The sequence below is a fragment of the Methylobacterium sp. Leaf108 genome (genome assembly GCF_001423265.1).
Taxonomy (GTDB): Bacteria; Pseudomonadota; Alphaproteobacteria; order Rhizobiales; family Beijerinckiaceae; genus Methylobacterium.
Genome location: NZ_LMND01000023.1, coordinates 260,332 through 280,516, shown reverse-complemented (window position 1 = coordinate 280,516; position 20,185 = coordinate 260,332). Strand labels below are relative to the sequence as shown.

At 69.8% G+C, this 20,185-nt stretch carries 22 protein-coding genes; 14 read left to right on the top strand and 8 right to left on the bottom strand.

Going from position 1 to position 20,185, the window contains the following annotated elements; genetic code table 11:
* Positions 1-85 precede the first annotated feature (85 nt).
* The 3 genes from ASF39_RS12380 to ASF39_RS12370 all read left to right on the top strand — a co-directional run bounded on the left by ASF39_RS12380 (position 86) and on the right by ASF39_RS12370 (position 3,577).
* Positions 86-928, top strand: a complete 843-nt coding sequence (locus ASF39_RS12380) for an SDR family NAD(P)-dependent oxidoreductase (protein WP_056284265.1) — start codon at positions 86-88, stop codon at positions 926-928.
* A gap of 168 nt (positions 929-1,096) precedes the next feature.
* Positions 1,097-2,575: a glucose-6-phosphate dehydrogenase gene (gene zwf, locus ASF39_RS12375; protein WP_056284262.1), complete on the top strand. Its 1,479-nt coding sequence runs from the start codon at positions 1,097-1,099 to the stop codon at positions 2,573-2,575.
* A 309-nt stretch (positions 2,576-2,884) separates the two neighbouring features.
* Positions 2,885-3,577 carry a GntR family transcriptional regulator gene (locus ASF39_RS12370; RefSeq protein ID WP_055885906.1) on the top strand — a complete coding sequence of 231 codons (693 nt, stop codon included), beginning with the start codon at positions 2,885-2,887 and terminating at the stop codon, positions 3,575-3,577.
* Positions 3,578-3,604: 27 nt separating this feature from the next.
* On the opposite strand, the gene ASF39_RS12365 is transcribed toward ASF39_RS12370, so the two are convergent.
* Together ASF39_RS12365 and ASF39_RS12360 are read right to left on the bottom strand one after the other, a co-directional pair.
* Positions 3,605-3,862 (bottom strand): PepSY domain-containing protein, encoded by a 258-nt coding sequence (locus tag ASF39_RS12365; protein WP_055886415.1) that lies wholly within the window; start codon positions 3,860-3,862, stop codon positions 3,605-3,607.
* 92 nt (positions 3,863-3,954) lie between these two features.
* The gene (locus ASF39_RS12360) at positions 3,955-4,755 is read right to left on the bottom strand and encodes an enoyl-CoA hydratase/isomerase family protein (RefSeq protein WP_056284481.1); all 801 of its coding nucleotides are present in this window, start codon (positions 4,753-4,755) and stop codon (positions 3,955-3,957) included.
* A gap of 136 nt (positions 4,756-4,891) precedes the next feature.
* Here ASF39_RS12360 and ASF39_RS12355 point away from each other — a divergent pair, with 136 nt between their 5' ends.
* A complete protein-coding gene (locus tag ASF39_RS12355; RefSeq protein WP_156399154.1) occupies positions 4,892-5,293 on the top strand; it encodes a hypothetical protein in 402 nt (133 codons plus the stop codon).
* Positions 5,294-5,303: 10 nt separating this feature from the next.
* Here ASF39_RS12355 and ppk2 read toward each other — a convergent pair whose 3' ends face one another.
* Positions 5,304-6,227, bottom strand: a complete 924-nt coding sequence (gene ppk2, locus ASF39_RS12350) for a polyphosphate kinase 2 (protein WP_056284257.1) — start codon at positions 6,225-6,227, stop codon at positions 5,304-5,306.
* 168 nt (positions 6,228-6,395) lie between these two features.
* On the opposite strand from ppk2, the gene ASF39_RS12345 reads away from it, so the two are divergent.
* From ASF39_RS12345 to ASF39_RS12330, 5 genes are all read left to right on the top strand, one after another.
* On the top strand, positions 6,396-6,578 hold the full coding sequence (locus ASF39_RS12345; RefSeq protein WP_055885897.1) for a DUF1508 domain-containing protein: 183 nt from the start codon (positions 6,396-6,398) through the stop codon (positions 6,576-6,578).
* Between the two features lie 154 nt (positions 6,579-6,732).
* Positions 6,733-7,164, top strand: coding sequence for a hypothetical protein (locus ASF39_RS22375; protein ID WP_244472389.1), 432 nt, complete (start codon positions 6,733-6,735; stop codon positions 7,162-7,164).
* A complete protein-coding gene (locus tag ASF39_RS12340) occupies positions 7,074-7,757 on the top strand; it encodes a CorA family divalent cation transporter (RefSeq protein WP_244472388.1) in 684 nt (227 codons plus the stop codon). Before ASF39_RS22375 ends, ASF39_RS12340 begins: the two co-directional genes overlap by 91 nt.
* Positions 7,758-7,852: 95 nt before the next feature.
* Positions 7,853-10,198, top strand: coding sequence for an Orn/Lys/Arg decarboxylase N-terminal domain-containing protein (locus ASF39_RS12335; RefSeq protein ID WP_055885891.1), 2,346 nt, complete (start codon positions 7,853-7,855; stop codon positions 10,196-10,198).
* Positions 10,195-10,812 (top strand): GNAT family N-acetyltransferase, encoded by a 618-nt coding sequence (locus tag ASF39_RS12330; protein WP_055885890.1) that lies wholly within the window; start codon positions 10,195-10,197, stop codon positions 10,810-10,812. The genes ASF39_RS12335 and ASF39_RS12330 overlap by 4 nt, the downstream gene beginning before the upstream one ends.
* A 101-nt stretch (positions 10,813-10,913) precedes the next feature.
* On the opposite strand, the gene ASF39_RS12325 is transcribed toward ASF39_RS12330, so the two are convergent.
* Together ASF39_RS12325 and ASF39_RS20580 are read right to left on the bottom strand one after the other, a co-directional pair.
* Positions 10,914-11,129: a hypothetical protein gene (locus ASF39_RS12325; protein WP_055885887.1), complete on the bottom strand. Its 216-nt coding sequence runs from the start codon at positions 11,127-11,129 to the stop codon at positions 10,914-10,916.
* Between the two features lie 158 nt (positions 11,130-11,287).
* Entirely contained in the window at positions 11,288-11,860 is a 573-nt protein-coding gene (locus ASF39_RS20580; protein ID WP_082494535.1) for a helix-hairpin-helix domain-containing protein, read from the bottom strand.
* Between the two features lie 188 nt (positions 11,861-12,048).
* Between ASF39_RS20580 and ASF39_RS12315 the strand changes: the two genes are divergently transcribed.
* The 4 genes from ASF39_RS12315 (at position 12,049) to ASF39_RS12300 (ending at position 18,215) form a co-directional block, all read left to right on the top strand.
* Positions 12,049-13,914: an ABC transporter ATP-binding protein gene (locus tag ASF39_RS12315; RefSeq protein WP_056284473.1), complete on the top strand. Its 1,866-nt coding sequence runs from the start codon at positions 12,049-12,051 to the stop codon at positions 13,912-13,914.
* A 57-nt stretch (positions 13,915-13,971) separates the two neighbouring features.
* Positions 13,972-15,117 (top strand): FAD-binding domain-containing protein, encoded by a 1,146-nt coding sequence (locus ASF39_RS12310; protein WP_056284254.1) that lies wholly within the window; start codon positions 13,972-13,974, stop codon positions 15,115-15,117.
* 177 nt (positions 15,118-15,294) lie between these two features.
* Complete coding sequence (locus ASF39_RS12305; RefSeq protein ID WP_156387702.1) at positions 15,295-16,488, top strand: patatin-like phospholipase family protein; 1,194 nt, start codon at positions 15,295-15,297, stop codon at positions 16,486-16,488.
* A gap of 101 nt (positions 16,489-16,589) precedes the next feature.
* Positions 16,590-18,215 (top strand): ABC-F family ATP-binding cassette domain-containing protein, encoded by a 1,626-nt coding sequence (locus tag ASF39_RS12300; protein ID WP_056284251.1) that lies wholly within the window; start codon positions 16,590-16,592, stop codon positions 18,213-18,215.
* Between the two features lie 32 nt (positions 18,216-18,247).
* Here ASF39_RS12300 and ASF39_RS12295 read toward each other — a convergent pair whose 3' ends face one another.
* Positions 18,248-18,376: a hypothetical protein gene (locus ASF39_RS12295; protein WP_055885879.1), complete on the bottom strand. Its 129-nt coding sequence runs from the start codon at positions 18,374-18,376 to the stop codon at positions 18,248-18,250.
* A 147-nt stretch (positions 18,377-18,523) separates the two neighbouring features.
* On the opposite strand from ASF39_RS12295, the gene ASF39_RS12290 reads away from it, so the two are divergent.
* Positions 18,524-19,774 carry a nucleoside transporter C-terminal domain-containing protein gene (locus ASF39_RS12290; protein ID WP_056284249.1) on the top strand — a complete coding sequence of 417 codons (1,251 nt, stop codon included), beginning with the start codon at positions 18,524-18,526 and terminating at the stop codon, positions 19,772-19,774.
* Between the two features lie 4 nt (positions 19,775-19,778).
* Here the strand turns inward: ASF39_RS12290 and ASF39_RS21355 are convergent, their stop codons facing one another.
* Together ASF39_RS21355 and ASF39_RS12285 are read right to left on the bottom strand one after the other, a co-directional pair.
* A complete protein-coding gene (locus tag ASF39_RS21355) occupies positions 19,779-19,925 on the bottom strand; it encodes a hypothetical protein (RefSeq protein WP_156387701.1) in 147 nt (48 codons plus the stop codon).
* A gap of 5 nt (positions 19,926-19,930) precedes the next feature.
* Positions 19,931-20,164, bottom strand: coding sequence for a hypothetical protein (locus tag ASF39_RS12285; protein ID WP_056284246.1), 234 nt, complete (start codon positions 20,162-20,164; stop codon positions 19,931-19,933).
* Positions 20,165-20,185: the final 21 nt, after the last annotated feature.

Genomic DNA, 20,185 nt, shown 5'->3' with positions numbered 1-20,185 from the left:
CGGACAGACCGGGGCCGGAGCGGGGTGCCGGAGACGGGCTGCGAACCTATGTGAGACCGCGACAGGGATCGTGAGAGGTTTCACCATGGACGACGTGTTTCACGCCGGTCGCACCGCCATCGTCACCGGGGCGGCCAGCGGGATCGGGCTCGCCGCCGCCAGGCATTGCGCGAGCCGGGGCATGACGGTCTGGCTGGCCGATCTCCCGGGGGCGGCGCTAGAGGCGGCGCGCGACGAGGTCGCGGGGCTCGCGGCAGGCCCCGCCCTCGTCCATGCGCGTCCGACCGATGTGGCGAGCCGCGAGGCGATGGAGGCCCTGCGCGAGGCCGCCTGCGCGAACGGACCGCCCGCCTTCGTCATGCTCAACGCCGGGATCGAGGCCGGCGGCACCCTGTTCTCCGACGACGCGACCTGGCGGCGCATCCTCGGGACCAATCTGTGGGGGGTCGTCAACGGCATCCACGCCCTTGCGCCGGCGATGATCGAAGGCGGAGAGACCGGGGCCATCGTCGTCACCGGATCGAAGCAGGGCATCACCACGCCGCCGGGCAACACGCCCTACAACGTCTCGAAGGCCGGCGTGAAGGCGGTGGCCGAGGCCCTCGCCCACGACCTGCGCAACCGCGACGGCGTCCGCATCGGCGCCCACCTCCTCGTTCCGGGCTTCGTCTACACCGGCCTCACCAGGGCGCGCGGCGTGGCCGCCAAGCCAGACGGCGCCTGGACGCCGGAGGAGACCGTTTCGTTCATGGTCGCGGGCATGGAACGGGGCGACTTCTACATCCTCTGCCCCGACAACGAGACGACGCGGGGCCAGGACGAGAAACGCATCGCCTGGGCGGCGGGCGACGTCATCGAGAACCGGCCGGCCCTGTCGCGCTGGCACCCCGATCATGCGGACGCCTTCGCCGCCTACATGGCCGAGTGACGGATCGCCACGGATGGCGACGGGCTTGCATAGCCCGGCGTCGAGGCCGGGCGGAGCGGGCGCGGGCGCGCGGCGGCTTTCGCTTGCACGACACGACACGGTATCCGACACCGTGCCGACTTCCGTCGATGGCCGAAAACCGTCCGTGACAACGCCCAGGAGCCGCCCTTGGCCACCATCATTCCCGTCGCCTCGTTCGATTGCGTCGTGTTCGGCGCCACCGGCGACCTGACCACCCGCAAGCTCCTGCCGGCGCTGTACTATCGCTTCAAGGACGGCCAGATCCCCGGAACCAGCCGGATCATCGGCGCCTCCCGCTCCGAGATGAGCGCGGAGGGGTTTCGCGAGCGAGCCCGCGACGCCCTCAAGAGGTTCGTTCCCGTCCCCGACCTGCGCGACGAGGTCCTGGCCGCCTTCCTCGATCACCTCGACTACGTGGCGGTGGACGGTGCCGGCGAGGAGGGCTGGGCGACCCTGGCCGCCAAGCTCGCGGAGCGGCCCGATCAGGTGCGGCCGTACTATCTGGCGACCTCGCCGGACCTCTACGGCCCGATCTGCCGCAACCTCGCCGCCCACGGGCTGATCGGCGAGAAGTCCCGCGTCGTCCTGGAGAAGCCGATCGGCAAGGACCTGAAGTCGGCCCGCGCCATCAACGACGCCGTCGGCCAGGTGTTTCCCGAGGAGCAGATCTTCCGGATCGACCACTACCTCGGCAAGGAGACGGTTCAGAACCTGCTGGCACTGCGGTTCGCCAACACCATCTTCGAGCGGCTGTGGAACGCCGACGTCATCGATCACGTCCAGATCACGGTGGGCGAGACGGTCGGCGTCGAGGGCCGCGCCGGCTATTACGACACCTCCGGTGCGCTACGCGACATGGTGCAGAACCACCTGCTGCAGCTCCTCTGCCTGATGGCGATGGAGAGCCCGCTCACCCTCGACGCGAACTCGGTGCGCGACGAGAAGCTGAAGGTCCTGCGCGCCCTCAAGCCGATCACCCCCCACGACGTCCAGACGGTCACCGTACGGGGCCAATACGCCGCCGGCGCGGTGGCGGGACAGCCGGTGGAGGGCTACCGGACCGACCTGGGCGGCGAGACCCTCAGCCGCACCGAAACCTTCGTCGCCTTGAAGCTCGAGGTGCAGTCCTGGCGCTGGGCCGGCGTGCCGTTCTACCTGCGCACCGGCAAGCGGCTTCCCAAGAAACTCTCCGAGATCGTGGTGCAGTTCCGCGCCTCGCCGTTCTCGATCTTCCCCGCCGAATCGTTCGGGCGCGAGCCCAACCGCCTCGTCATCCGGCTGCAGCCGGAGGAGGGCATCAAGCTCGAGGTCATGACGAAGGACCCCGGGCCGGGCGGGATGCGGCTGCGGCCGACCAACCTCGACATCTCGTTCGAGGAGACCTTCAAGCAGCGCTACCCCGACGCCTACGAGCGCCTCCTGATGGACGTGGTGCGCGGCAACGCGACGCTGTTCATGCGCCGGGACGAGGTCGAGGTGGCGTGGGCCTGGGCCGACTCGCTGCTCAAGGCCTGGGCCGATCGGCCGGAGCCGCCGCGCCCCTATCCCGCAGGAAGCTGGGGCCCCACCGCCGCCATCGCCCTGATCGAGCGCGACGGCCGGACCTGGCACGAGGATTTTCACTGACGCCGTCCGCTCGCTGGGTAAGTGGGCGGCCCCGGACATTTGGCGCCAACGCCGGGGGCCCCGGCTGCGCGAAGAAGCGCGGGTCTCGCTGACCTCCGACACGAGGCGGTCCGCAGGTGCGACCATTCGACCCTGGGTGGCACCCCAGTCTGTCGAGACACCCCTCAGGTGCCGCCTGTGCATACCTCCGTGCAGATGCGGGTCTGCGTATTCGACCCTGCACGTACCGCTCGACACGGCGTCGGTTGAAGCCTAACGATGGCTGCACACGAAAACGTGTTTCAAGGCTCGGTACCAGCGCGTTGACAAATGACAAAAACTGAAAGCGCACCTGGTATCAATCGACGCTACCTGCACGACGAGGTCGTCGAACGGATGCGCGACCTGATCGTCTCCGGCCAACTGCCGCCTCGCTCGCGCGTCAACGAGGGCGAGTTGACGGAGCGGTTCGGCATTTCCCGCACGCCGCTGCGCGAGGCCATCAAGATCCTGGCCACCGAGGGGCTGCTGGAACTCCTTCCCAATCGCGGCGCCCGCGTCGCCAGCCTCGCCCTCTCGGAGATCGAGGAGATGATCGAGGTGATCGCCGGGCTCGAAGCCACGGCGGCCGAGATCGCCTGCACGATCATCGGCGACGACGAGGTCGCGGCGATCGAGGCGGATCACGCCGCGATGATGGCGGCCTGGAAGCGCGGCGACCAGAGGAAGTATTTCGTCTACAACCGGGCCATCCACGAGGGCCTGATGTCGGCCAGCCGCAACGCGACCCTCAACCACATCTACGCCGGACTCTCGGGACGCATCCAGCATTCCCGCTACTCGGTCCACCAGACCGCCGCGGAGTGGGCCCAGGCCGTCGACGAACACGACCGCATGATCGCCCTGCTGCGCGCCCGCGACGGTAGTGCGCTCTCGACCCTCATGCGCGCCCACGTCCGCGCCCGGAAGGCCGTCATCGTCGCCAACTTCGTGGAGCCGGCGGAGGGGATGACGCCGGCCTGACCCGGCAGGGACCTGATCCGGCAGGGATCAGTCGGGCATCTCGCCGAGGACCGCACCGGTCTTCGGGTCGAGCTCGAACTTCATCTTGCGGCCGTCCTTGATCCCTTCGCCGTCCCAATGGCCGTCGTCGGCCTCCAGCTTGGTCACCTCCGAGTAGCCGGACGACAGCATCTGGCGCTTGACCGCATCGGCGGTCATCCAGTCGGGGCCGGGCTGGTCCGCGAGAGCCCCGCCGGACGCGACTGCTGCCAGGACGAGGGCGGCACCGTAAGCTTTGAATCTCATCATGGATCTCGGGTTTCCCGTGGCTGTTCGCGAAGAGATAGGGCGGGACCGGTCCGGCGTCCGGTCGTCGCGGGGATGGAGGTGGGGGCGCTTCAGCGGCCTGTCCAGTTCGGGCCGCGCTTGGCGAGGAACGCCTCCATTCCCTCGCGGAAATCGGCGCTGGTGTAGCAGAGCCGGATGAGGTCGTCGCCGGGGCGCTCGCCGTCGGGGCGGTCGTGGACGTCCTGGAGACGACGCAGGCCCTCCTTGGTCGCCTGCAGGGTCAGCGGCGCATGGCCCGCGAGCAGGGTGGCGAGGGCTCCGGTGCGGTCCCGCAGGGCGGCGGCATCCGCCACGACCTCGCCGACGAGGCCGATCGCCAAGGCCTCGTCTCCCTCGATGAGCCGCGCCGTGAAGATCATGTCCTTGACCCGTGCCGGACCGACGAGGGCCGACAGCCGCGCGAGGTTGCCGAGCGACAGGCAGTTGCCGAGGGTTCGTGCGATCGGAAACCCGAACCGGGCGTCGCGCGTGGCGATGCGCAGGTCGCAGGCCGCCGCGATCGCCGCCCCGCCGCCGGTGCAGGCGCCCGCGATCGCCGCCACGGTCGGCACCCGCAGCCGTTCGAGCGCCCCCATCACCCGGTCCATGAACCGTTCGTAGCCGATGGCATCCTCGGCCGTCTCGAAGCTTCGGAACTGGGCGATGTCGGTGCCGGCGGCGAAGGCCCGGTCGCCGGCACCGGTGATCACCAGGACCTTGATCGCGGTATCCGCATCGATCGCCGCGCAATGGTCGATTAGCCCCTGGTACATCGCGAACGTCAGGGCGTTGCGCGCCTGCGGCCGGTTGAGGGTGAGGCGGGCGATGCCGGCGGGATCGACGTCGAAGAGCAGTTCGGGGCTGTCGCTCATGATGGCCTGCACAGGGTGACGGGAACGCCCGACCCTAGCGCAAGTTGATGGGCGAGTTCACCGCCCGGCAGCCAGCGCGGGCGATGCGTCCTCGATCCGAGCGCACCGCTCCCCATTCGATGAGATGTCCAGCGCCATGCGCCCATCCTCCGCCACGACCCTCACCGTCGGATCGGCCCTGTTCCTTCTGGCCGGCCTCCTGCCGGGCGAGGCCTCGTGCCTGCGCACGGTCGCCAACAAGACGCCGCACACCGTCCTGGTGAGTCAGGACGGCGGCCCCGCCTTCACGGTGCGTGCGCATGCGAGCCGCCGCTTGCGCTACGACAGGTCCGGCGAGATCGCGGTGTCCGTCGTGTGCAGGGCACGGGACCGTTTCGCGGCGCCGCAGCCGCCGGCCTTCACCGCACGCTATGCGGTCGTCGCCGTGCGCGATCGCTGCTGGGTCGACATCGACGGCGGCGGCACCGCACCGCTCGCCCTCAACGCGCCCCGCCAGGGCGACATCGTCGTGGCCCGGTACGGCCTGGCCTGCCCGTAGCCGCCCCCGATCAGTAGCGGGACGGCACGAACATCTCGGACGGGACCGGCTGGCGCGCGTAGTCGTCGTGTCGCACCCGCTCGGGCAGGACCACGGCGGGATGGGGGACCTCGCCGTAGGGGATCTGCGTCAGGAGGTGGTCGATGCAGTTGAGGCGGGCCTTCTTCTTGTCGACGGCCTCCACCACCCACCACGGCGCCTCCGGGATATGGGTGCGGGCGAGCATCACCTCCTTGGCCTTGGTATAGTCCTCCCAGCGGCGGCGGGACTCCACATCCATCGGCGACAGCTTCCACTGCTTGAGCGGGTCGTGGATCCGCATCTGGAAGCGTAGGGCCTGCTCCTGGTCGGTGATCGAGAACCAGTATTTCAGGACGATGATGCCCGAGCGGACCAGCATCCGCTCGAAATCGGGCACCGACTGGAAGAATTCCTCGTATTGCGCGTCGTTGCAGAAGCCCATCACCCGCTCGACGCCGGCGCGGTTGTACCAGGAGCGGTCGAACAGCACGATCTCGCCGCCGGCCGGCAGGTGGGCGACGTAGCGCTGAAAGTACCATTGCGTGCGCTCGCGCTCGCTCGGGGCGGGTAGGGCGGCCACGCGGCAGACGCGCGGGTTGAGGCGCTGGGTGATCCGCTTGATCGCGCCGCCCTTGCCGGCCGAATCGCGGCCCTCGAACACCACCACCACCCGCAGCTTCTGCGACTGGACCCAATCCTGCAGCCGGACGAGCTCGTGCTGGAGGCGGAACAGCTCGCGGAAGTAGAGCCTGCGGTCCATCTGCGGAGCGCGGGGACCGCCGTCGACGGCGTCGGCCAGGCGTTCGAGGCGCTCCTCCTCCATCTCCATCTCGAGTTCTTCGTCGAAGTCGTCGGCGACCTCCCTGCGGATCGCCTCGATGTCGAAGGTGCCTGCCTGCCGCCCGTGATCCATCGTCGTTCCAACGCCTCGAGGTCCCTCGGGCGCTTAGACCATGCCGATGTGACAGTTCGGCGAAACGCCCCGCCCTCGCGCACGCCGCGACGGGCACCCCTGGATTCCGACGCCGACATTCTTTAAGGTTGATTAGCTACCTAGAGTTATTATTGCGTGAGGACATCGATGAGCACCTGCAAGGGACGCGACGGCGACACCTGGGAGATCTACGCCAGCGGGACCGGCTGGCGGTGGCGCCGCACGGCATCGAACGGCAGGATCGTCGGCGCCTCCACGGAAACCTACGCCAGCAAGGCGAACTGCATCGAGAACGCGCGCCGCAACGGCATGGATTGCACGCCGGCGTAGGGCGCATGGTCGCCAGGGGCCGGCCCGCGTCGTCTTCCGGCCACGCGAGTCGGCCTCGTCACGCACGGTAAGGGCGTCATCAAGGTGTCGCCGCTACGCGCGATGGAGCCGGGGACGGTTCGGCACTTTGCCGGCGAGGAACCGGCGGGGCCCGATGCCGCGACTTCTCACCGACGAGGCCGTCCTTCCCGGCCTGATCTTCGGGCTCCACTTCGACGGGCGGGGCCGCGCCTCGCTCCTCGAGACCGGCGCCGACCTGCCGCCGCTCGATGCCGCGGCCGGCTTCGTGTGGCTCCACGTCGACCTCGTCGATGCGCGCCTTCACGGCTCCGTCGAAGCCGGGCGGCTCGGACCGCCGCGTCTTGCCGCGGCGATCTTCGCCCGTGACGGCCACCAGCGCGTGGTGGTCGATGGAGCGGCGGTCGGCCTCGTCGTCGCCGATCGCGAACGGGATTTCGCCGGCGTGCTGAGCGACGAACCCACCTGCCGGCTACATTGCGTGCTCGGGCAGGGCTACCTCGTCAGTGGGCGCCGACAGCCACGGCCTGCGCGGAGGCCGCCCGCGACGCCGCCCTGGCAGGCCTGACGGTCACCTCGCCCGCCCGCCTGCTCGAGCTCTTCGTCGGCCACGTCGTCCAGGCGATGGAGGCGGGCGCCGTCCGCATGTCCGAGGAACTCGACGCCATCGAGGACCGGATCCTCGACGGGGCGGGTGCCGACGACACCGGTCCGTTGGCGCCGATCCGTCGCCGGGCGGTGCGCCTGCGCCGCCAGGTCGCCGGCCTCGGCGCCGTGTTCCACCGCCTGGAGGCCGAGACCGACGACGACGGCGACGCCTTGCCGGAGGCGGTGATGACCATGGCCGCCCGCGTCGTCCAGCGCATCGATTCCCTCGACCGCGACATGGGTGTGCTGGCCGAGCGCAGCCGCCTGCTCCAGGACGAGATCGCCGGCCGCACCGCCGCGCAGACCAACCGACAGCTCTTCACCCTCTCGATCCTGACCTCCCTGTTCCTGCCGCCGACCCTGGTGACGGGCGTGTTCGGCATGAACAGCAAGGGCCTGTTCCTCGCCGACTTCGAGAACGGCTCGACCATCGCCCTGGGGATCGGCGCGCTCTCGTCGCTCGCGGTGTTCCTCGTCATCCGCCGCCTCGGTGTCGCTGGTCGGCGCGGTTGATCCCCGGGCGCATTGCGCCCATCACCAGCACGCCGTCATCGCCGCGTCATCCCGCGTCGCAACGGTGACGATCCCACCACGGAGCCTTCCCCCGCATGGACTTCTTCCGCCGCTTCACCGTGCTGATGTGCGCGCCCAACTTCGATCCGGACGACCTCGAGGGCGTGCGCGTCCAGCAGATCCTCACCTCCATCGAAAAGCTCGGCTTCGAGGTGGTGCGCGCCCGGCGCGTCGAGGATGCGGCCATCGCGGTCCAGACCGACGCCGCCATCGGCTGCATGGTGGTGGATTGGGGCAAGCGCGGGCTCGACGGCAAGGCGGCGGCGCTGATCAACCTCATGAGGAAGCGCGGGCTCGAGATGCCCATCGTCATCATGGTCCGAAGGAAGCGCCTGGAGGACATCCCCGTCGAGGTGCTCGACTTCATCGACGGCTACATCTTCCTCGCCGAAGAGACCCCCGACTACATCGCCCGCGGCCTCGTGAGCCGCGTCAAGCAGTACGCCGAGACCCTGAAGACGCCGTTCTTCGGCGCGCTGGTGGATTACGCCGAGCAGGGCAACCAGCTCTGGACGTGTCCGGGCCACAACGGCGGCATCTTCTACAACCGCTCGCCCATCGGGCGGATCTTCGTCGAGCACCTCGGCGAGGCGGTGTTCCGCGACGACCTCGACAACTCGGTGCTCGACCTCGGCGACCTCCTCGTCCACGAGGGCCCGGCCCTCAAGGCGCAGAAGGAGGCGGCCGTCATCTTCGGGGCGGAGAAGACCTACTTCGTCCTCAACGGCACCTCGGCCTCCAACAAGATCGTCCTGTCGGCGCTCGTGGCCGAGGGCGACCTCGTGCTGTTCGATCGCAACAACCACAAGGCGGCCCATCACGGCGCCCTGTTCCTCGGCGGCGCCGTGCCGGTCTTCCTCGAGACCGACCGCAACTGCTTCGGTCTCATCGGCCCGATGTACCACGAGGCCCTGGACGAGGCCGCGATCCGGGAAAAGATCCGCACCAACCCGCTGGTCACCGACAAGGAGGCGTGGAAGCGCGAGCGCCCGTTCCGCGTCGCGGTGGTGGAGCAATGCACCTACGACGGCACGATCTACAACGCCCAGATGATCCTGGAGAAGATCGGCCACCTCTGCGACTACATCCTCTTCGACGAGGCCTGGGCCGGCTTCATGAAGTTCCACCCGCTCTTCGCGGGCCGCTTCGCCATGGGTCTCAAGAACCTCGACGAGACCTCGCCCGGCATCATCGCCACCCAATCGACCCACAAGCAGCTCGCGAGCTTCTCCCAGGCCTCGCAGATCCATACCAAGGACAGCCACATCCGCGGCCAGACCCGGCGGATCGAGCACCGGCGCTTCAACGAGACCTTCCTCGTCCACGCCTCGACCTCGCCGTTCTATCCGCTGTTCGCCTCCCTCGATGTCGGCGCGCAGATGATGAAGGGCCGCTCGGGCGTGGTGCTGTGGGACGACACCATTCGGCTCGGCATCGAGTGGCGCAAGAAGGTCCGCGCCATCCGCCGCGAGTTCGAGGAGAAGGAGGGCGACCCGCTGCGCCGCTGGTTCTTCGACCCCTTCGTGCCCGACACGGTGAAGGGACCGGACGGCAAGGTGCCGTGGGAGAGCATCTCCACCGACGAGCTCGCCAGCGACTCGAAATACTGGGAGCTGACGCCGGGCGCCTCCTGGCACGGCTTCACCCACGTGGCGCCCGACTACGCCATGACCGACCCCAACAAGCTCACCGTGCTCACCCCCGGCTTCGACCGGCGCACGGGGGAATACGCCGCGCACGGCGTGCCGGCCCCCATCGTCGCCCAGTACCTGCGCGAGAACCGCATCGTGCCGGAGAAGAACGACCTCAACTCGCTGCTCTTCCTGCTGACGCCGGGTGTCGAATCCTCCAAGGCCGGTACGCTGATCTCGGGGCTCGTGGCCTTCAAGCGCCTGCACGACGAGAACGTGCCGCTGGAGGACGCCATGCCCGAGTTCGTGCGGCGCCGGCCCAACCGCTACAAGGGCGTGCGCCTGCGCGACCTCTGCGCGGATTTCCACGCTTTCCACCGCGAGCACGGCACCAGCACGCTGCAGCGCAAGCAATTCGAGCCGGGGCACCTGCCCGAGATGGTGATGACCCCCAAGGAAGCGGTGCAGCAACTCACCCGCAACAACGTCGATTACGTGCCCATCGCCGAGGCCGAGGGCCGTGTGGCGACGACCTTGCTTCTGGTCTACCCGCCGGGCATCGGCACGGTGCTTCCGGGCGAGCGATTGGACGAGCGGGCCAAACCCATGCTGGACTACTTCAAGATGTTCGAGCGCTCGGCCAACCTCTTCCCGGGGTTCGAGGCCGAGATCCAGGGCGTGTTCCGCGATGTCGCCGCCGACGGCACCATCCGGTTCTACACCTACGTCATGCGCGAGGGCCGGGCGTGAGCCTGGCGGGGCCGCCCGTCGCGTCCGACCCGGACGTGGTCATCCGGCCGTCGTCGGACGCCGACGTGCCGGCGATGGTGGCGATCTACGCCCACCACATCCGCCGCGGCATCGGCGACATCGGCGATTTCGAGGAGGACCCGCTCCAGCCCGACGACCTCAAGCGCCGCCGCAAGGCGATGCGCAAGAAGCGACTGCCGCATCTGGTGGCCGACCGGGACGGGGTGGTGGCGGGCTATGCCTACGCCGTGCCCTTCCGGAAGCGGCCGGCCTATCGCTACACCCTCAAGCACTCGATCTACGTCCACCACGACCACCTGAACGCCGGCATCGGCCGGCGCCTGCTACCGGCCCTGATCGAGGCCTGCGCCGCCGGCGGCTACCGGCAGATGATCGGCTACATCGACGCCCGGAACGAGGCCTCCCTGCGCCTCCACGAGGCCTGCGGCTTCACCCGGGTCGGGCTCCTGCCGGCGGTGGGCTACAAGTACGGCCGCTGGAGCGACAGCGTCATGGTGCAATGCGCCCTCGGCTCGGGGAGCGACGACCAGCCGGCGACCTGGAACCGCCCGGTGGCGGCCATCGTCGCCGCAGACGACTGGGTGAACCGGTAGGAGCGTCCCGCCCCCCGATCGCCGTCCGATCGTCGAGGGGTCCGGATCGGGGCGACGTCGACGACCCGATCCGTTCCAGAGGCAGCCTATGGCCGCGGGACCTACTGCTGCGCCCGGTTGATGAGGGCCTGGAGGGCGCGTGCCACCGGCTCGGTGATGGTCTTGCGGTACTTGCGGTGGACCAGCTGGCCGTTGTGATAGATGTCGTGCTCGACATAGAGGCGCTCGCCGTCCCACCGCACGACATGGTCGGAGTTGGTGGTTTCCTCGACGCCCAGATCCTCACGCAGGATCGCGCCACGGGGTTGGGTCAGCATGTCGGTCCTCTCAGGTCCAGGCGCACGCGATCCGGGCGCACGGGTTACAGGGGGCGGAGTGTAGAGGGCTCCTCGGCGGGACGCCACATCTCAGGGCTGCCGCCGACGTCGTGTTTCGTCCCGCACCACGGTCCACGCGCCGCCGTCGGCGAGACGGGTCAGCGCACCGTCACCTGGTCCTTGATGCGCTGGTAGGTCGACCGGCTGAGGATGCGCTTGGACAGGAGTTGGTCGACGGTGGCGTAGGGCCGCCCCCGGACGATCGCCTTGCCGATGGCGCCGCCACCCTGCAGCCCGTTCAGCTCGGCAAGGCTCGCGCTGTTGAGGTCCACCACCGCCAGCGCGCGCGGGCCTGTGGCGTCGGCGGCCGCGCCGGCGGCATCCTGGACGGGCTCGGCGCGAGGGGTCTGGTCGAACACGGTCGGAGCCGCGCGCTGCGGGACCGGTTCCGGAGTCGGTGGCGGTTCCGGAGGAGGGGGCGCCGGTCGCGCCGGGTTCGGCTCGGGTGGGCGCTCGGCGGTCCGCGGGTCGGGAGCGGCGGGCGCGCTGCGGACCTCGGGCGGCGGCGACTTGGTCACCGGCGGCGCCTGGCTCGACGATGTAGCCGGAGCGTCCCGAACCTGGGAGATCTCCTGGCCGGACGACGGCCAGAAGATCTGGACCAGTGCCGCGAGCAGGGCCGCCACGAGGACGAGGACCGCGACGCGGACGAGGGCTGAACCGCTGAGCATCGTGTTCCGCTTCAGGCAACGATAGTGCCGGACGCTACCACGAGCATCGGTGAGCCGTCGCGCCGCCGCATCCTCCATCCACCGGCAATCGCCGGCATATACTCGGGCACCGTGACGTGCACCCGCCGGCCGGCTGCGACCGGATGACGGGATCGACGCGTGGAAGCGTCCGCGTCATGGTCGCGGCCATGCTCTCACGCTCCTTTTTCGATCCGGCGAGGTTGCGCCGGGCCGCGGCCGGCCGCCTCGGGCCCCTGCGCCATCTGCCGGCCCTGGTCCGGCTCGTCTACGCCGCCAGCCCGCGGCTGCTCGTGGCGAGCCTCGCCCTGCGGCTGGTGCGCGCCTGCCTGCCCGTCCTGATCCTCTACCTCGCCAAGCTCATCCTCGATGCCATCGTCGTCGAGCACGGGCGGCCGCGCCCGTTGGGCTGGGACGCCTGGATCTCCGATCCGCATCGCGCCCGCCTCGCGGGGCTCGTGGCGATGGAGCTCGGGCTGGCGGTCCTGTCGGACCTGCTCGGACGGCTCAGCACCCTCGTCGACGGGCTCGTGGCCGATCTCTACGGGAACGCCGCCAGCCTGCGCCTCATGCGCCACGCCGCCGCCCTCGATCTCGAGCAGTTCGAGGACAGCGCCCAGCAGGACCGCATCGAGCGGGCGCGGCGCCAGGTCACCGGCCGCTCCAGCCTGATCACGCAGATGTTCGGCCAGGTTCAGGACCTCATCACCCTGGCCACCTTCGCCGCGGGCCTCCTGGCCTACGCGCCCTGGCTGATCCTGCTGCTGGCCGGCGCCTTGGTTCCGGCCTTCCTCAACGAGACCTACTTCAACCGCCAGGGCTACCGGTTGGCCTGGACCCGGACGCCCGAGCGGCGCCAGATCGACTACCTGCGCTACCTCGGCGCCAGCGTGGAGGCGGCCAAGGAGGTCAAGCTGTTCGGCCTCGAGCGCTACATCGCCGCCCGCTACCGGGTAATCGCCGACAAGCTCGTGGCCGACAATCGCTCCCTCGCCATCCGCCGTGCCGCCTGGGGCGGGGGCTTCGCCGCGCTCGGCACGCTCGCCTACTACACCGCCTACGCCACCATCGTCTGGCGCACGGTGGCCGGCGAGTTCTCCATCGGCGACCTCGCGTTTCTCGCCGGCTCGTTCCAGCGGCTGCGCGGCCTGATCGAGGGCCTGCTGCTCGGGGTCTCCCAGATCGCGTCGCAGGCGCAGTACCTCGACGACCTGTTCTCGTTCTTCGCGGTCGTTCCGACCATCCGGTCGCCGGCCGCGCCGGCGCCGTTCCCGCATCCGATCGCGGAGGGGATCGTGTTCGAGGATGTCGGCTTTCGCTATCCGGGGACGCAGACCTGGGCGGTGCGCGGCCTGAGCTTCCGGCTGTCGGCCGGGGAGGTGCTGGCGCTGGTGGGCGAGAACGGCGCCGGCAAGACCACCATCGTCAAGCTCCTCACCCGCCTCTACGACCCCACCGAGGGCCGTATCCTCCTCGACGGGCGCGACCTGCGCGCCTACGACCTCGACGCGGTGCGCGGCGCCGTCGGCGTCATCTTCCAGGATTTCGTGCGGTTCGACTTCACGGCCTCGCAGAACGTCGCTGTCGGCCGGATCGAGGCCCGGGACGACGCCGGTCGGATCGCCGCCGCCGCCGGACGCAGCCTCGCGGACGGGGTGATCGGCCGGCTGCCCCTCGGCTACGACCAGCCGCTGGGCAAGCGCTTCGAGGGCGGCGTCGACCTCTCCGGCGGCGAATGGCAGAAGATCGCGCTCAGCCGCGCCTACATGCGCGAGGCCGAGATCCTGGTCCTCGACGAGCCGACGGCGGCCCTGGACGCGCGCGCCGAGTTCGAGGTGTTCCGGCGGTTCCGCGATCTCAGCAGGGACCGGACGGCGGTGATCATCTCGCACCGCTTCTCCACCGTGCGCATGGCCGACCGCATCCTGGTGCTGGAAGGCGGCCGGGTGCTCGAAACCGGCACCCATGCGCAGTTGCAGGCCCAAGGCGGGCGCTACGCCGAGCTGTTCGAACTGCAGGCGGCCGGATACCGCTGACGGCCGCGTCGTCGTGTCCGGATCACCCCCGCGCGCGGCCGCCCTACCCTTGCCGTCATGCAGCAGACAGCCAGACTCACCCGCGCCGATGGTCTCGCACGGCTGGAGCGCTTCGCCCCGCGCCTGGGCCGCGCCTATGCCGATACCCGCAACACCGACCGGGGACCCTCGGCGGAGCCGACGACCACCGCCCTGTCGCCGCACCTGCGTCGCCGCCTCCTGACCGAGCAGGAGGTGGTGGAGGCCGCCCTCTTCGCCCACGGAGCGACCGCGGCCGAGAAATTCGTCCAGGAGGTCGTCTGGCGCAGCTACTTCAAGGGCCATCTCGAAACCCGGCCCGGCATCTGGGCCGACTACCGCCGGGGCGTGGTGGCCGGATACGAGCGGCTGGAGCGGGAATCGGGCCTGCGCAAGGCCTACGGGCAGGCGGTGGCCGGCGGCACCGGGATCGACGGGTTCGACGACTGGGCACGCGACCTCGTGGAGTTCGGCTGGCTCCACAACCACGCCAGGATGTGGTTCGCCTCGATCTGGATCTTCACGCTGCGGCTGCCCTGGGAACTCGGTGCCGACTTCTTCATGCGCCATCTCCTCGACGGCGATCCGGCGAGCAACACCTTGTCCTGGCGGTGGGTCGCGGGCCTTCACACCCGGGGCAAGCACTATCTGGCGCGGGCCGACAACATCCGTCGCCACACCGACGGCCGCTTCGACCCGAAGGGCCTCGAAGAGGTGGCCGACCCACTGGACGAGCCCGCGTCCCGACCGGTGTCGAAGCTGGCGCCCGCCGACCCGAGCCCGCGCGGCGACGTCGCGCTCCTCATCCACCTCGACGACCTCCACCCCGAAAGCCTGCCCCTCGACGGCGCCCGCGTCGTTCGGGTCGGCGGCCTGCTGGCCCATGCGGACGGCGCGGCCGATCCGGTGATCGAGGCCGACCGCACGGCCATGGCCGACGCCCTGGCCCGAGCCGCGGCGCATTTCCAGTGCCCGGCCGACATCGCGGACGAGGATTTCGCGGCCGGTGCGCCCGTCGTCGCCCCCTGGGCGCCGGTCGGTCCGTCGGCGGACGCCCTGCCGTCGGTCGCGCGCCTGCGCCGGCCCTGGGACGAGGCGATCTGGCCGCGCTCCACCCGGGGTTATTTCCAGGTCAAGGCGGCGATCCCCGAGATCCTGGCGGCCTGCGACGTTCCGATCCGCTGAACGCACGGGCCGGACCTGTCGCCGCAATGCCTCAGGTCGGCGCCGAATGCCGGGCCGGCCCCGCCGATGCGCGATGCCGTTTGCCCGGTGCCCGCCGGAACGGTACTATGGTCAAGCTCGTTCCGGACCCGGCCCCACGTCGGTCGCAACGAACGCAAGCTCTTCGGACGCGTGAGGATGACGATGGTTCGCCGCTCCGGTTGGGTCCGCGCGTTCGTGGCGGGCATGGTCGCGGCACAGGTGGGTGCCTGTTCCTCGATCCCCCGCGTCGGCTACAGCGCCGAGCAGGCCGCCGCGGCGGTGGTGCCGGGGATGGACCCGGGCGTTCGCGCCTATGCGGATGCCTCCGAGAGTACCTTCAACGGCATGGTGGCCCGGCAGGACGCCAAGACGTCGCGCTTCGCCTACCTCGCCCTGTCCGGCGGCGGCGGCGACGGTGCCTATGGCGCCGGCATCCTCAATGGTTGGACCGCCTCGGGCACCCGGCCCGAATTCTCGCTCGTGTCCGGGGTCAGCACCGGCGCGCTGATCGCGCCCTTCGCCTTCCTGGGGCCGGCCTACGACGCGACGCTCACCGAGATCTACACGAGCGGCATCGCCTCGACCCTGGTGCAATCGCCGAGCGTCACCAATGTCCTGTTCGGCTCCGGCCTGTTCGGGGACGGGCGCCTGCGCGACCTCGTCGGCCGGTTCGTCACCCCCGACCTCCTCGTGGCGGTGGCCGAGGCCCACGCCAAGGGTCGCCGGCTCCTCGTGGTGACCACCAACCTCGATTCGCAGCGGGCGGTGATCTGGAACATGGGCGCCATCGCCACGAGCGGCGGCCCCAACGCGGTCGGCCTGTTCCGGGACGTGCTCACCGCCTCGGCCAGCATCCCCGCGGTGTTCCCGCCCCAGCTCATCGACGTCCAGGACGGCCCCAAGGCCTTCCAGGAGATGCATGTCGACGGGTCGGTGGTGACGCCGGTGTTCACGCTGCCGCAGTCGTTCCTCCTCAAGGACGGGAGCCTGCGCGGCAAGGTCGGCAAATCCGACATCTACGTGGTCATCAACGGGCGCCTGGAACCGGAATTCGACCTCGCCCAGAACAATACCCTCTCCATCGTCGAGCGGTCGTTCACCACCGCCAGCCGCTCGCGCAGCCGCGCCACCCTCGCCTCGACCTACGCCTTCACCCGTGCCAACGGTATCGGCTTCAACCTGACCTACATCGACGAGACGGCGCCCAACACCACCGCGGCGCGCGGCTTCGACACCGGCTACATGCGCAAACTCTACCAGGACGGTTACGAGAAGGGCCGCACCGGCTCGTTCTGGTTCAGGACCGTGCCGACCGCGCCGCTGGTGAAGGCCATCGTCGCCGCGCGGTGACCAGACCCGCGACGGCGGGCCTCGCGCATCATGCTGCGCTGCGGTAGGAACGCGCGACAAGGCCGGCCCCTCGGCCCGCCTGCCGCTCCTGATTGTCTGCCATGCTCCAGATCGAAGACCTGACCTTCAACGCGTGGGGCCGCCGCTTCTTCGATCGGGCGAGCGTCTCCGTCCCTCCGGGCTCCAAGGTCGGCCTCGTGGGGCGCAACGGGGTCGGGAAGTCGACCCTGTTCAAGATCATCCTCGGCGAATTCCAGCCCGACAGCGGGACGGTGTCCCTGCCCAAGACCGCCCGCATCGCCTCCGTCGACCAGGAACATCCCGCGACACCGGTGAGCCTGATCGACACCATCCTGGCGGCCGACCTCGAGCGCGAATCCCTCAATCTCGAACTCGAGACCGCCGAGCCCGAGCGTATGGGCGAGATCTACGGCCGGCTCATCGAGATCGATGCCGACAGGGCCCCGGCCCGTGCCGGCGAGATCCTGGCGGGCCTCGGGTTCTCGGTGGCGGACCTCGCCCGCCCGATGGCGGAGTTCTCCGGCGGCTGGCGGATGCGGGTGGCGCTCGCCGCCGCGCTGTTCGCCGAGCCCGACATGCTGCTGCTCGACGAGCCCACCAACTATCTCGACCTCGAAGGCGCGCTCTGGCTGGAGGCGCGGCTGAAGCGCTACCCGCATTCGGCGCTGATCATCAGCCACGACCGCGAGCTCCTGAACAACTCGGTCGACGCGATCCTCCACGTCGCGGGCGAGAAGCTCGAACTCTACACAGGCGGCTACGACGACTTCGAGAAGCGCCGGGCCGAGAAGGCACGGCTCCAGGCCTCGACCAAGGTGAAGCAGGAGGCCGAACGCGCGCACCTGCAGAGCTTCATCGACCGCTTCAAGGCCTCCGCCTCCAAGGCCGCCCAGGCACAGTCGCGCATGAAGCGGCTGGCGAAGATGGAGCCGATCGCCACGACGATCGAGGAGCACGTGGCGCCCTTCCACCTGCCGTCGCCGAAGCGCCCGCTGGCGCCGCCGCTGATGCACCTCACCGACGCCACCATCGGCTACGGCGACGATGCGCCGGTGCTGCGGGACCTCAACCTGACGCTCGACGTCGACGACCGGATCGGGCTCCTCGGCGTCAACGGCGCCGGCAAGTCGACCTTCGCCAAGATGGCCGCGGGGGCGCTGCGGGTGCGGGACGGGCGCATGGTACGCGAGGGCCGTGTCCAGGTCGGGTGGTTCCACCAGCACCAGATCGAGGCCCTCGACCCCAACGACACGCCGCTCGCCATCATCCGGCGCGAGCGGCCCGACGACAGCGAGTCCTCGCGCCGTGCCAAGCTGGCGAGCTTCGGCCTCGGGTTCGACAAGCAGGAGACGACGGTCGATTCGCTGTCGGGCGGCGAGCGGGCGCGGCTGCTCCTCAACCTCGTCGCGATGCAGGCGCCGCACCTGCTCATCCTCGACGAGCCAACCAACCACCTCGACATCGACAGCCGCCGCGCGCTTCTGGACGCCCTCAACGACTACGGCGGCGCCGTCATCCTCATCACCCACGATCGCTCGTTGATGGAACTCGTCGCCGATCGGCTCTGGCTGGCGGCCGACAACACGGTCAAACCGTTCGCCGGCGACATGGACGACTACGCCCGTTTCGTCCTTGACCGGTCGAAGGCCGGCAAGAGTGCGCCGGGCCAGGGCCGGGAGAAAAAGAGCAAGCGCCGGGCGGCGTGACGCCCGGCGCGGTCTCCGTCACAGCGCCGACATCACTTCCGCAGGAGCTTCGTCACGAGCCGGCCGATAGCATTGCTCGAATCGGAATTGCGGGTGTCGCGAACGACGGTGCGGTCCTCGGTGCCGAGGATCTTGGTGACGAGGCGTCCGATCAGGCTCATGGCTTGACTCCGTTTCGATCGATGGAGCGCCGGAACGACGGCGCAGCTTGACCATAACGGGTGAATGCCGGCGCCTGTTCCCGTCTCCCGCGGCATCGTGCTTGCTGGCTCCGCCATGGCCGCCGTAGACGGGCCGGGCGGGGGACCATGACCGACAAGCTGATCCATGCCGGCGCGAGCCTCGCGTTCCTCCTGTGCGTCGCCGTCCTGTTTTCCACCAACCGGCGGGCGATCCGGCCGCGGATCGTGTTCGCCGCGCTCGGGCTTCAGGTGGCCCTCGGCGCCCTCGTCCTGTTCCTGCCGGCCGGGCGGGCCGGCCTCGAAGCGGCCGCCGGTCTGGTCCAGACCGTCCTCGGCTATGGCGACCGCGGGGTCGCGCTCCTGTTCGGCGCCCTCGTCGAACCCAGGATGCTCGAACTCTTCGGCGGCTCGGGCTTCATCCTGGCCCTGCGCATCCTGCCGCCGATCCTCTACGTCTCGGCGCTGATCGCGCTCCTGTACCATTTCGGGGTGATGCAGGCCCTGGCCCGCGTCCTCGGGGCCGCGCTGCAGCGCCTCCTCGGTACCTCGCCGATCGAGACCTTCTCGGCCGTGATCACCGTCGTCATCGGGCAGAGCGAAATCGCGGTGGCGCTGCGCCCGTTCCTGATGCTGCTCACGGGGGCCGAACTGTTCGCGGTGATGTCGAGCGGGGCGGCCTCCACGGCGGGCTCGATCCTGGCGGGATACGCCGCGCTGGGCGTGCCGATGACCTACCTTCTGGCGGCGAGCGTCATGGCGATCCCCGGCGGGCTCCTCTACGCCAAGATCCTCGTTCCCTCGACGGAGCCGACGCGGGTGACCACCACCCGGGTCGAGTTCGGCGAGAGGCGTGCCACCAACGTGTTCGAGGCGGCGGCCGACGGCACCCAGAAGGGGCTCGCGGTGGCGGTCTCGGTGGGAGCGATGCTGATCGCCTTCGTCGGGCTCATCGCGCTCCTCAACGGGATCGTCGGCTGGAGTGCGGGCCTGTTCGGCTATCCGGCCCTGACCATCGAAGGGGTGCTCGGCGTCGCCCTGGCGCCGCTGGCCTGGCTGATGGGCGTGCCCTGGGAGCAGGCCGAGCTCGTGGGCGGCGCCATCGGCCAGAAGATCGTGTTCAACGAGTTCCTGGCCTATGCGCAGCTCTCGCCGACCCTGGCGGCCGGCACGCTGGATCCGCGCACGACCGCGATCCTGTGCTTCGCGCTGTGCGGGTTCGCCAACCTCGCCTCGATCGGCGTGCAGCTGGCGAGCTTTTCGGCGCTGGCGCCCGAGCGCAGGGGCGAGGTGGCGCGCTACGGCGTGCGCGCAATTCTGGCCGGCACCCTGTCGAACCTGACGAGCGCCACCATCGCGGGCGTCTTCATCGGCGCGTGAGGTCTTACGGTCGCCGGTCGGCGCGACCGCGATCCTCGATCGCCCGGGTGTTACGATCGAAGTTACGGGCCGCGATCCAGACCGAGGTCAAGCCGATGACGGAAATCGCCAGGGCGACGCCGGCGACCTGGAGCGCGTAACCGTAGGTCATGGCGTTCAATCCTCCGACCGGACAAAGCGCAACGTGATCTGTCCGACGAGATGTCGGCTTGTGGCAGCGGAAAGCAAAACCCAACCGCCGTCACGGAACACGTCGAGATGGCGCTGAGCGAACGGCACCACGAAGGCTGCGCCGAACGTTGCGATCGACAGGGAGTTGAACAGCGTCGCCAGTAGCTTCACACCCTCGTTGAAGCGTTTGGCGCGGTGCTTGGCGTCTTCGGTCGGCATCGCGGCGTCAGGCCGCGATGC